Source organism: Pseudomonas sp. NFACC42-2 (assembly GCF_900116055.1).
Taxonomy (GTDB): domain Bacteria; phylum Pseudomonadota; class Gammaproteobacteria; order Pseudomonadales; family Pseudomonadaceae; genus Aquipseudomonas; species Aquipseudomonas marginalis.
In genome coordinates, this window is record NZ_FOZO01000006.1 from 95,617 (window position 1) to 107,399 (window position 11,783).

An 11,783-nucleotide genomic window follows, 5' to 3' on the forward strand; every position below is an offset into this window, starting at 1 on the left:
TCTTGCTAGGTGAGAAGCATTCGCATAAACAAACATACGATCAGCGCAGGGAAACCAGAAATGTCAGCACTCACCAAGGGGCGTATCACCGGTAGCCGGTTAGCCCTGGCCATCCACTTGGGGCTGTTCGCCGCGGCCGCTCCCGTGTATGCGGTGCAGCCTCAGGTGGACGCTGCCCAGTCGGCGGTGCGGGTGTTCGATGTCCCGGCGCAATCCTTGGGCAGTGCCGTATTGGCCTTTGCCGACCAGGCCGGTCTGCAGGTGCTGTTCGACAGCCCGCGCCTGCAAGGCTTGCGCAGCACCGCGCTCAAAGGCAGCTTCAGCGTGCAGGAAGGGCTTGGCCGTTTGCTCGGTGCCACGCCGGTGGAGTACCGCTTTACCGGTGAGCGCCAGGTCACCCTCAACCGTGTCAGCGACGACCCCGACGGCGCCATGACCGTGGGCACCACCACCATCACCGGCAACACCAACGGCCAGGCCAGCGACTGGGTGTACCAGACCCCGAAGTCCGTGGCGGTGATCAGCCGCGACATGATCGATAAACGTCCGCCCCGTCACGCCGCCGACATGCTCGAAGAAACCGCCGGCGTCTACACCGCCGTCAACCAGCGCGACCCTGGTCTGTCGGTGAATATTCGCGGTGTGCAGGACTATGGCCGGGTGAACATGAACATCGACGGCATGCGCCAGAACTTCAACGTCAACGGCCACCAGCAGCGCAACGGCACCATGCTGATCGACCCGGAGTTCATCTCCAGCATCGAGATCGACAAGGGCAGCCAGTCGGGGCAGGGCGGTGCGGCCGTGCTGGGCGGCATTGCTTCGTTCAAGACCCTGGATGCCAGTGAGTTCCTCACGGACGGCAAGGACTACGGCGGCCGCCTTCGCGCCGGCAGCGGCATCGGTGAACTGGGTAACGGCACCGACTTCAACGGCAGCGGCGTGTTCGCCTTTGGTGATGAGCGCGGCGATGTCGTGCTGGGCTACAGCGAGCGGCATTTCGGTAACTACCGCGCCGGCCGGCACAACGACGACAACCTGGGCACCAACCTGCGCGCCAGGTCATCTGCCCCTGCGGCCTTCGACGACTGGTTGAACAGCGAAGTCGGCGACACCGGCAGCGTGACCCGCTCGCAGATCGTCAAGTTCGGCCTGAACCTGCCCAACGACCAGCGCGTGCAGTTGAGCTACCTGGAAACCGACACCGACAGTAACGATGCCTGGGGCTATATCGCCAACGACCTTCAGAGCACGTACTACGTACGCACCAGCAAAAACAATCTCAACGCGAAAAACGTCGCGCTGGACTACAGCTACAGCCCGGACAACCCGCTGATCGATCTCAAGGTCAAGCTCTATTACGTCACCACCCAGATGGATCGCAGCAACGCCCCCAACCTGTCGTCGCCAGGTACCGGTAACTACGTCGGCGCCTACACCGATCACTTCCAGACCGACACCTGGGGCCTGCAGGGTGACAACACCTCGCGGTTCGATTTTGGCGAACAGGGGCATGTCACCTGGAACTACGGGGTGGAGCTGTATCAGGACGAGTTCAAGCCCCGCACCAACAAAGTTGAAGCCACCAACAACCTGGGCTTGTTGCCTTACGCAGAGGGCAGCACCCCAGGGGGCAAACGCACCATCGCCAGCCTGTTCAACAACGCGCAGTACGAATATGGCGGCTGGCTGACCCTGGATGCGGGCTTGCGTTATGACCGCTATCGGCTCGAAGGCGAAACCGGCATGACCCTGTACCGGCGTGATCGCTTCTACAACAGCCTTGTCGGCGCCAGGCGTGTCTCGGAAGTGATGGAGGTCGACCGTGAAGAAGGCCAGTTTTCCCCCACCTTCGGTCTTGCGGTGAAACCGGGCGTCGACTGGCTGCAGCTCTATACCCGGTGGGGCAAGGGCTGGCGGCCACCGGCGGTGACCGAAACCTTCATGACCGGCCGGCCCCACGGTGGCGGTTCGGGAGAGCGCGTATTTCCCAACCCCTACCTCAAGCCTGAAGAGTCACGGGATTGGGAAGTGGGCATGAATGTCTTCAAGGAAGGCTTGTTTTTCAGTGACGATCGCCTCGGCATGAAAGTGGCGTACTTCGATACCCGGATCGAAAACTTCTCTTTCCTCAACACCAGCGTCAGCTTGCCGGAAACCCAGGTGGGTGGATTCCTCGGGACCATGGCTTACGTCAATAACACCAACCCGACACGTTTTCGCGGGGTCGAATACCAGCTCAATTACGACATGGGCCGCGCGTACGCCAACCTCAGCTACACCCACATGATCGGCAGCAATGAGTTCTGCTCGAAGAACTATTACATGGGCGGTGCCAAGACCACCGGCCCAAGGACTACTCGCCTGGAGCGTTTCACCCTGCCGGATGGGCGCATCGGCATACGGCCGGTCACCACCTATGAGGTGTTGGATGACGATGTCGCCAACAACAAGGAAAGCTGCGGGCGAATCATGGGGAACGCCACGTACATGCCGGCCGATCGCGGCTCGCTGACCCTGGGTACGCGCTTCCTGGAAAAACGCCTGGATACGGGTGTGCGTGTGCGCTACAGCTCGGGCAACGGCGAAAACCTCAATCAGCAGGGCTACGAGCTGATGGATCAGGCGATGTGGCCCAAGTACACGCTCTACGACCTGTACGCCAGTTACTGGATGACGGATCAACTGAACATTGCACTGGCGTTGGAAAACGCCACCGATGAAGCCTATTTCGTCGCCATGGGCGACGCCAACAACCTCAGCCTGGCGCGCGGGCGAACCCTGAGCGGCATGTTGGAATACAAATTCTGATCAGCGTGCGCAGGCACCTGATCAACGGTTTTGCCCATGGGTGGGCAAAAAGGCGCGCCGCACCGGCGTGCTCATCAACAACGTTGTTTAACGAGGTTTAGCGATGACTATTTCTGTTAGCTACGATTCGGGCCTGGGTTCTCTGTCGGTATCGGACTACCTGAGCTCCTGGGCAGTGGGGTTCAACACCGCAGGGCACGGCACCAGCAACACCGGCGGCTTCAGCAACGGCACCCTCAGCGGCGACCAGTATTCGACCCACGGCGCCAACAACTCCGAGTACGCGTTCATCGCCGACAGCGATACCAGCAATGGCCTGCACTATGTGTTCAACCCGTCGTTGCCCGCCAGCAGCAACCTGAACCACTACCTGTGGGGCGACCTGGATAACGTGCAACTGGGCACAGGCCTGGGCGGCGGCAGTGGCAGCGACTTCTCCCTGAGCGACTTCAAGGTCGCGTTCAACGGCCTCGACCTGAGCGCCGCCGAGGGCGCCGGCCGGGCTGGCAACGACGTACAGAGCGTGATCTACGGTTTGATGCAGGGCAACACCGCCGCGCTGGAAACCGTGCTCAACAACCTGCTCGACGACTTTGGCCTGTCCACTGCCAGCACCTTCGACGAAGTGTCTGCGGGCCTGGCGGCACACGCCAGCGCAGTGTCCACCGACGTTGCCCTGGTGGGCGTGCAGGACGTGGCACAGGACTGGGCACTCGCTGCCTGAACCTGCTGCCGCATGAAAAAAGCGAATGGAAGATCGCTCTCCCATTCGCCGTATTACACCGCCGTCGCCCAAGCCTTCTAACTCTTCCGGCGACGGCGGTGCCGAATTCTGCGCAGCGTCGTATCGGCTGTCAACGCGGCGACGCTGCACGTTCAACCCCACGAGAATCCCCAGATGCGCCACGTCGGCAATGAAACCCTGGCCGCCCTCACGGCCTATAAAGGTGGCTTCTTCAACATCGGCCTGTTCTCGGCGGTGATCAACCTGCTGATGCTGGCCCCGGCGCTGTACATGCTGCAGGTGTACGACCGCGTGCTGGCCTCGGGTAATCAGATGACCCTGTTGATGCTGACGCTGATGATCCTCGGCCTGTTCGGCCTGATGGGCGCGCTGGAGTGGGTGCGCAGTCAGGTGGTGATCCGCCTCGGCACGCAGATGGACATGCGTCTGAACCAGCGGGTCTACGACGCCGCGTTCGAAGCGCAACTCAAGGGCGGCACCCAGGCGGCAGGCCAGGCGTTGCATGACCTGACCACCTTGCGCCAGTTCGCCACCGGCCAGGCGCTGTTCGCGTTTTTCGATGCGCCGTGGTTTCCGGTGTACCTGCTGGTGATCTTCCTGTTCCACCCCTGGCTTGGCCTGCTGGCGCTGGGCGGCGCGGCGATACTGATCGCGTTGGCGTGGATCAACCACCATGTCAGCCAGGCGCCGATGGCCGAGGCCAGCCAACTGTCCATCCGCGCCAGCCAGCAGGCCACGGCCAACCTGCGCAATGCCGACAGCATCGAGGCCATGGGCATGCTCGCCACCTTGCGCGGGCGTTGGTTCAACCAGCACCAGGCGTTCCTCGCCGAGCAAAACCTGGCCAGTGAAAAGACCGCCGCCGTCACCGCCTGGTCCAAGGGCGTGCGCCTGGCCTTGCAATCGCTGGTACTCGGCCTGGGCGCGTTGCTGGCGGTGCAGGGCGATATCACGCCAGGGATGATGATTGCCGGCTCGATCCTGATGGGCCGGGTGCTGAGCCCCATCGACCAACTGATCGGCGTCTGGAAACAATGGGGCTCGGCGCGCCTGGCCTACGAGCGCTTGTCGCAGCTGCTGGCGGCCAACCCGGCGCGACCGCCGCGCATGAACCTGCCGGTGCCCAAGGGCCAGTTGAGCGTCGAGCAAATCAGCGCCTGCGCCCCTGGCAGCCGTCGTCCGGCACTGGTGAACCTGGGGTTCAACCTGCCCGCGGGGGATGTGCTCGGCGTGATCGGCCCGTCAGGCTGCGGCAAATCCACCCTGGCGCGGGTGCTGGTGGGCGCCTGGGCGCCGCTGGCCGGCAAGGTGCGGCTGGACGGCGCCGACCTGGCCCAATGGGACAAACAGCAACTCGGCCCGCACATCGGCTACCTGCCCCAGGACATTCAACTGTTCGCCGGCAGCATCGCCGACAACATCGCGCGGTTTGCCGAGCTGGATACCGACAATGTCCTCGCTGCCGCGCAAATGGCCGGCGTACATGACCTGATCCTGCAACTGCCCCAAGGCTACGACACGCAGTTGGGGGAGGGCGGTGCGGGGTTGTCCGGCGGGCAAAAGCAACGCGTGGCCCTGGCCCGTGCGCTGTACGGCCTGCCGGCGTTGATCGTGCTGGATGAGCCCAACGCCAACCTTGACGAAGTGGGCGAGCAGGCGCTGCTCCAGGCCATCACCCAGCTTAAGCAGCAGCGCCGCACGGTGATCCTGATTACCCACAAAGCCAATGTACTGAGCCTGACCGACCAGTTGCTGATCCTCAAGGACGGCCAGTTGCAGGCCTTTGGTCCGACTGCACGGGTGCTGGAGGCGCGGCAGAAACCGGCAGCCTCCAAACCGGTGTCGACCCTGAGCATGAGCTACCGCCTCGGTGAAGGAAAACAGGCATGAGCATGAGTAAGCCGGTGCTGGTCAGCGACCGCCCTCACACGGTGTTGACGCTGGATGACAAAAAATATTCGCGCCTGGGCTGGTTATTGGTGCTCGGCGGCTTTGCCGGATTTATCGGCTGGGCCGCGTTGGCTCCGCTGGACAAGGGCGTGGCGGTGTCGGGCAAGGTCATGGTCTCTGGCCATCGCAAGACCGTGCAGCATCCTGCCGGTGGCATCGTCGAGCGTATCGAAGTGCGTGACGGTGATGTGGTCAACGCCGGCCAGGTGCTGTTGCGCTTGAAGGAGACGCCCTTGCGCGGGCAGATGCAGTCGTTGCGCAGCCAGTACCTGGCGTCCCTGGCCAGTGAGGCGCGCTTGAGTGCGGAAAGCGAAGGTCTGCCCGCCATCACATTCGGTCCTGAATTGCTCAACGAGCCGGAGGCGGCCAACACCCTGAACCTGCAACGGCAACTGTTCACCAGCCGCGCCCAGGCGCTGGCCACCGAGCAGCAAGGCCTGCGCGAAACCATCGCCGGCGCCGAGGCGCAGTTGCGCGGCACGCGGGATTCCCAGGCGAGCAAGCTGCAGCAACGCGCGGCATTGAATGAGCAACTGCAAGGGCTGCGCGAGTTGGCGCGCGATGGCTATATCCCGCGCAATCGCCTGCTCGACAGCGAGCGCCTGTATGCCCAGGTCGACGGCGCGATTGCCGAAGACTACGGGCGCATCGGCCAGTTGCAGCGCCAGGTTTTGGAGCTGCGCCTGCGCATCCGCCAGCTCGGCGAAGAGTTCCAGAAAGACCTGCGCGGCCAGTTGGCCGAGACCCGCACTCGCAGCGATGACCTGCGCAACCGGCTGGCGTCGGCCGAGTTCGAACTGGCCAACAGCCTGGTGCGGGCGCCGGCCTCGGGGGTGGTGGTCGGGTTGGAGGTGTACACCGAAGGCGGCGTGATCAAGCCCGGCCAGGCCCTGATGGACATCGTGCCCCAGGGCGAAGCGTTGTGGGTGGAAGCGCGGGTGCCGGTGCAAATGATCGACAAGGTGCATCCGGGCCTACCGGTGGAGTTGCTGTTCTCGGCCTTCAACCAGGCTACCACCCCACGGGTGGCCGGTGAGGTGACGCTGGTCTCCGCCGACCGCCAGGTCGATGAGCGCACCGACGAGCCTTATTACACCGTGCGCGCCCAGGTCAGTGCGGCGGGCATGCAACAACTGGACGGCGTGCGGATTCGTCCGGGCATGCCGGTGGAAACCTTCATCAAGACCGGTGAGCGTTCGATGCTCAACTACCTGTTCAAACCCTTGCTGGACCGTACCCACATGGCCCTGGTGGAAGAATGAAGGCGCTGTTTTTGACCCTGTGCCTGAGCGTTACACCGGCGGCACATGCCTTGGGTTTGCTCGACGCCTACGACCTCGCCCTGCGCAATGACCCGACCTTCCAGGCCGCCATCCAGGAACGCGAGGCCGGTGAAGAAAACCGCGTGATCGGCCGAGCGGCGTTATTGCCGAACCTGTCCTGGAGCTATAACAACTCGCGCAACGAATCCGAAGTTACCCAAAGCACCGCCGTCGGCGATGTCACCAGCGACCGTGATTACCGCAGCTATGCCTCGACCCTGACTTTGCAGCAACCGTTGCTGGACTACGAAGCCTACGCGCGCTTTCGCCAAGGCACCGCCCAGGCGCTTATGGCCGATGAGCGTTTTCGCAGTAAGAGTCAGGAGTTGGCCGTGCGCGTGCTCAGTGCCTACAGCCAGGCGCTGCTGGCGCAGGAACGCATCGAGTTGAACCGTGCGCAGAAACGTGCGTATGCCGAACGCCTGCAACTCAATGATCGCCTGCTCAAAGGTGGCGAAGGCACGCGCACCGATGTACTCGAAACCCAGGCGCGCTTGAGCTTGGCCCAGGCGGAGGAAATCGAGTCGCTGGACGCCCAGGACAGCGCCTTGCGCGAGCTGGAAGCGATTGTCGGCCAACCGTTGCAGATCGAAGCGCTGGCACCCCTGGCCCGCCCATTCGACATCCCGCCCCTGGAGCCCAACCGCTTCGAAACCTGGCGCGAACTGGCCATGGCCAACAACCCCGAACTCAAGTCCCAGCACCACGCGCTGGACGTGGCGTCCTACGAAGTGGAGCGCAAACGCGCCGGGCACATGCCCAAGGTCAGCCTGTACGCCAGCAGCCGCCAGACCAGCTCCGATTCGGAAAGCAGCTACAACCAGAAGTACGACACCAACAGCGTCGGCATCCAGGTCAGCCTGCCGTTGTTTGCCGGCGGCTCGGTGTCGGCCTCTACGCGCCAGGCGGCCAATCAACTGTCCCAGGCCCAATACGAGCTGGACGCACACACCTCGGCGACGCTGGTGGAGCTGCGCAAGCAGTTCAACCTCAACACCAGTGGTGCGGCGAAAGTGCGTGCCTACGAGATGGCCGTCAGCTCAGCCACCGCACTGGTCACTGCGACCAGAAAGAGCGTCAGCGGCGGTGAGCGGGTCAACCTCGACGTACTCGACGCCGAACAACAACTCTTCACCGTCCGCCGCGACCTGGCCAATGCGCGACATGCGTATCTGCTGGCCAGGATTCAGTTGAAGTATTACGCGGGGTTGCTGAGTGAGCAGGACTTGCGGGCGTTGGCGGGGTACTTCCAGCCTTCGGCATGAGTGGTTACAACCCGGCATTCGCCGGGTTTTTTGTGGTTACTAATCTGTGAAACAGCTTCGGGAATAGGGAGCCGGTTGTCGGGTGGCAGAGGGAAATTGTTACCTGGCGGAAAATAACCTAAGGGATGGGTTGCGATGAAAGTAGGTGCTTACAAGGGGTATGTCATCTCGGTGTTTATCAGGGACGAGCATTGCCCGCCTCAAGATGGCGTGGGGATTAATTTATGAAAATCGTAAAAGCCAAAGTCATACCTTATGTACCTCTCACTGACGCCGACATCGACAAGGCAATAGCCCGTGGCCGCAGGCTAAAACGCCCGTACGCCAACGCGAGCAATGTGCGTTATGTAGACGACTGCATTTCCATCGGTTTCAGCGACGGTAGTCGCGTCATGCTGCCGGTGGCAGGCCTGCCGGAGTTCGAAGGGTTTTCCTTGCAGGATTTCCAACAGCTGGAAGTCGGTTTCGGTGGCAAGGCGCTGTGCTGTGAGGCCCGGGATCTGGATGTTTCGATCACGGGCCTGATCGCCACAAGCCAGCCGCTGATGGACCTGGCCACCAGCCTGGTAGCGTCACGCAACGGTCGCAAGAGCAGCGCCGCCAAATCCGCCGCCGCCCGCGCCAATGGCAAGAAGGGCGGCCGGCCACGCAAGAAGGAACCTGAGGACGCTGAATTACCGCCGGGTCAATAACACCCCGGATTCCATATGGTGCGTCCACGGGAACTGGTCAAACATCGCACACCGGGTAATGCGGTGGGTGTCATGCAGTTGCGCAATGTTCGCCGCCAGCGTCTCCGGGTTGCAGGAGATGTACAGGATGTTGTCGAAGCGCCGGGTCAGTTCGCAGGTGTCCGGGTCCATGCCGGCGCGGGGCGGGTCGACGAATACGCTACCGAATTCATAGCTCTTCAGGTCGATGCCGTGCAGGCGGCGGAATGGGCGCACTTCGTTCAGCGCTTCGGTGAGTTCTTCGGCGGAGAGGCGCACCAGGGTGACGTTACCCACCGCGTTTTCATCGAGGTTGCTCAGGGCCGCATTCACCGAGGTCTTGCTGATCTCGGTAGCCAGCACTTTACGCACACGGGTGGCCAGGGGCAGGGTGAAGTTGCCGTTGCCGCAATACAGCTCCAGCAAGTCATCCGGGCGATCGCCCAAGGCTTCGTATGCCCAGTTGAGCATCTTCTGGTTCACCGTGCCGTTGGGCTGGGTGAACGCGCCTTCGGGTTGGCGATAGCTGAAGGTGCGGCCGCCGACGTCGAGTTTTTCCACCACGTAGTCGTGGCCGATCACATCGCGCTTGCCCTTGGAGCGGCCGATGATGCTCACATTCAAATCAGTCGCCAGCTTATTCGCCGCGGTGTGCCAGTGCTCGTCCAGCGGGCGGTGATAACACAGGGTGATCATCGCGTCGCCGGCCAGGGTGGTGAGGAACTCCACCTGGAACAGCTTGTGGCTCAGGGCGGCGCTGGCTTGCCAGGCGGTCTTGAGCTGGGGCATCAACTGGTTGATGCGCTGGCTGGCGATGGGGAACGCTTCGATCAGGATCGGCGTGCGCTTGTCGTCCTGGGAAAACATCGCGTAGTGGCGTTCACCGCCTTCGCGCCACAGGCGGAACTCCGCCCGCAGGCGGAAGTTCTGCAGCGGCGACTCGAAGACCTGCGGCTCGGGTGCGTCGAACGGTGCCAGCAGGTCACGCAAGCGCGTGACCTTGTCTTGCAGTTGAGCGGTGTAGCGTGCGGCGTCAAAAGTCATGCGTTGAACCAGCCCAGCTTGATCACAAACAGAATCGACAGAATCACCAGTGCCGGGTTGAGCTCACGGTAGCGGCCCGAAAGCAGCTTGATGGCGGTCCAGGCGATGAAACCGAAGGCAATGCCGTTGGCGATGGAGTAAGTGAAGGGCATCGCCAGGGCGGTGATCACCACCGGCGCTGCAACGGTAATGTCATCCCAGTCGATTTCGGCCAGGCCTGAGGTCATCAATACGGCGACGAACAGCAGCGCCGGCGCGGTAGCAAAGGCCGGTACGCTGGCGGCCAGCGGCGAGAAGAACAGTGCCAGCAGGAACAGGATCGCCACCACGATGGCGGTCAAGCCGGTACGGCCACCGGCGCTCACGCCCGCAGCGGATTCGATGTAGCTGGTGGTGGTCGACGTACCCAGCAGCGAACCGGCCATGGCGGCGGTACTGTCGGCGATCAGCGCACGGCCCATTTTCGGCATGTGGCCGTCCTTGCCCATCAGCCCGGCGCGCTTGGCCACGCCGATCAGGGTGCCGGAGTTGTCGAACAGGTCGACGAACAGGAAGGCGAAGATCACGCTGACCAGGCCGATGTCCAGCGCGCCCTTGATATCCAGCTGCAGGAAAGTCGGGGCCAGGGACGGCGGCATCGACATCACGCCACCAAACGCGGTGACGCCCAGCAGAATGGAGACGATGGTCACCGCCAGGATGCCGATCAGCACCGCGCCGCGTACGGCCAGGGCTTCCAGCGCAACGATCAGCATGAAGCCGAGGATGGCCAGGATAGGCGCCGGCTTGGTCAGGTCGCCCATGCCAACCAGGGTGTTGGGGTTGCCGACCACGATCCCGGCGTTGTGCAGGGCGATCAGCGCCAGGAACAGGCCGATACCGGCGGCAATCGCCGAACGCAGGGGCAGGGGAATGCTGTTGATGATCCACTCACGGATACGGAAGATCGACAGCAGGAAGAACAGCACCGCCGAAATGAATACCGCACCCAGCGCAACCTGCCAGGTGTGACCCATGTGCAACACCACGGTGTAGGTAAAGAAGGCGTTGAGGCCCATGCCCGGTGCCAGCGCGATCGGGTAGTTGGCGATCAGGCCCATCACGGTCGAACCGATGGCCGCCGCCAGGCAGGTCGCGACAAATACCGCGCCCTTGTCCATGCCGGTCTCGCCGAGGATGCTCGGGTTCACGAACAGGATGTAGGCCATGGCCAGGAATGTCGTGATGCCCGCGAGGATCTCGGTGCGCACGTTGGTGTTGTGTGCCTTGAGTTGAAACAGCTTTTCCAGCATGCCTGCTCCCTGTGACGCTATGTTGCGTCGTTATTTGTTGACCTCTAAGTCAAAGCACAAACTGCGCCAAGCGCCTGTGGTTCCAGAGAGGATCGGAAAAAGCGGCGCATCATACCAGCAGCCGAGGCTGTGTGGCGCATGGCCTTGAGGCATACTGCGGCGACGTTCAGCAGCGGGTCATCGACAGCATGAAAAAAGCCAACGCGTGGAGTCTAGTCCTGATCCCCTGTCTCGGCCTGTGGTTGGGCGCGGCACCGGTGTGGGGCGCGACTGCACCGCCCTTGAGCGAGGTGCGCGTGTTCAAGGTCGAATCGGCGCACTGCACGGAAACCATCCCGGAACGCGCGCAAAGCACCCAGATGTGCACGCACCGTGGGCCCACCCAAGTGTCGGTGATGGAAGTCGGCCTGGGTAACAACCCGATGGGGCGCTTCAATGGTGCCGAACTGAACGGGCAACGTACGCCTGTGTGCCAGGTCGGCAGCATCAGCGAGGCCTGCAGCGGGGCAGGCACGCTGATGGGCTACATCTATGTATTTGACCTGAATGTCCAGGCCCAAGGCTGGTTCGAATACAGCAACTCGTCGATCAACGGCCCGCGGAATACCTTGAAGACCCTGCTCAATATCCGCTGATCAATCATC

Annotated in this window: 9 protein-coding genes; 7 read left to right on the forward strand and 2 right to left on the reverse strand. The window is 62.6% G+C overall.

Annotated features, from left to right (window positions below):
• Nucleotides 1–60 precede the first annotated feature (60 nt).
• From BM416_RS14400 to BM416_RS14425, 6 genes are all read left to right on the forward strand, one after another.
• Nucleotides 61–2,811 carry a TonB-dependent receptor gene (locus tag BM416_RS14400; RefSeq protein ID WP_092488492.1) on the forward strand — a complete coding sequence of 917 codons (2,751 nt, stop codon included), beginning with the start codon at nucleotides 61–63 and terminating at the stop codon, nucleotides 2,809–2,811.
• A 103-nt stretch (nucleotides 2,812–2,914) separates the two neighbouring features.
• On the forward strand, nucleotides 2,915–3,535 hold the full coding sequence (locus tag BM416_RS14405) for a heme acquisition protein HasA (RefSeq protein ID WP_065924157.1): 621 nt from the start codon (nucleotides 2,915–2,917) through the stop codon (nucleotides 3,533–3,535).
• 174 nt (nucleotides 3,536–3,709) lie between these two features.
• The gene (locus BM416_RS14410) at nucleotides 3,710–5,446 is read left to right on the forward strand and encodes a type I secretion system permease/ATPase (protein ID WP_092488493.1); all 1,737 of its coding nucleotides are present in this window, start codon (nucleotides 3,710–3,712) and stop codon (nucleotides 5,444–5,446) included.
• Nucleotides 5,443–6,768 carry an HlyD family type I secretion periplasmic adaptor subunit gene (locus tag BM416_RS14415; protein ID WP_092488494.1) on the forward strand — a complete coding sequence of 442 codons (1,326 nt, stop codon included), beginning with the start codon at nucleotides 5,443–5,445 and terminating at the stop codon, nucleotides 6,766–6,768. Before BM416_RS14410 ends, BM416_RS14415 begins: the two co-directional genes overlap by 4 nt.
• The gene (locus BM416_RS14420) at nucleotides 6,765–8,093 is read left to right on the forward strand and encodes a TolC family outer membrane protein (RefSeq protein ID WP_092488495.1); all 1,329 of its coding nucleotides are present in this window, start codon (nucleotides 6,765–6,767) and stop codon (nucleotides 8,091–8,093) included. The genes BM416_RS14415 and BM416_RS14420 overlap by 4 nt, the downstream gene beginning before the upstream one ends.
• Before the next feature lie 224 nt (nucleotides 8,094–8,317).
• The gene (locus BM416_RS14425) at nucleotides 8,318–8,785 is read left to right on the forward strand and encodes a DUF2442 domain-containing protein (RefSeq protein ID WP_092488496.1); all 468 of its coding nucleotides are present in this window, start codon (nucleotides 8,318–8,320) and stop codon (nucleotides 8,783–8,785) included.
• Here the strand turns inward: BM416_RS14425 and trmA are convergent.
• Nucleotides 8,768–9,847 (reverse strand): tRNA (uridine(54)-C5)-methyltransferase TrmA, encoded by a 1,080-nt coding sequence (trmA, locus tag BM416_RS14430; RefSeq protein ID WP_092488497.1) that lies wholly within the window; start codon nucleotides 9,845–9,847, stop codon nucleotides 8,768–8,770. The two genes, BM416_RS14425 and trmA, sit on opposite strands and share 18 nt — an antisense overlap.
• Entirely contained in the window at nucleotides 9,844–11,139 is a 1,296-nt protein-coding gene (locus BM416_RS14435) for an NCS2 family permease (protein ID WP_053137959.1), read from the reverse strand. The genes trmA and BM416_RS14435 overlap by 4 nt, the downstream gene beginning before the upstream one ends.
• A gap of 188 nt (nucleotides 11,140–11,327) precedes the next feature.
• Here BM416_RS14435 and BM416_RS14440 point away from each other — a divergent pair, with 188 nt between their 5' ends.
• The gene (locus BM416_RS14440; RefSeq protein ID WP_092488568.1) at nucleotides 11,328–11,774 is read left to right on the forward strand and encodes a DUF4879 domain-containing protein; all 447 of its coding nucleotides are present in this window, start codon (nucleotides 11,328–11,330) and stop codon (nucleotides 11,772–11,774) included.
• The last annotated feature ends 9 nt before the right edge of the window (nucleotides 11,775–11,783 follow it).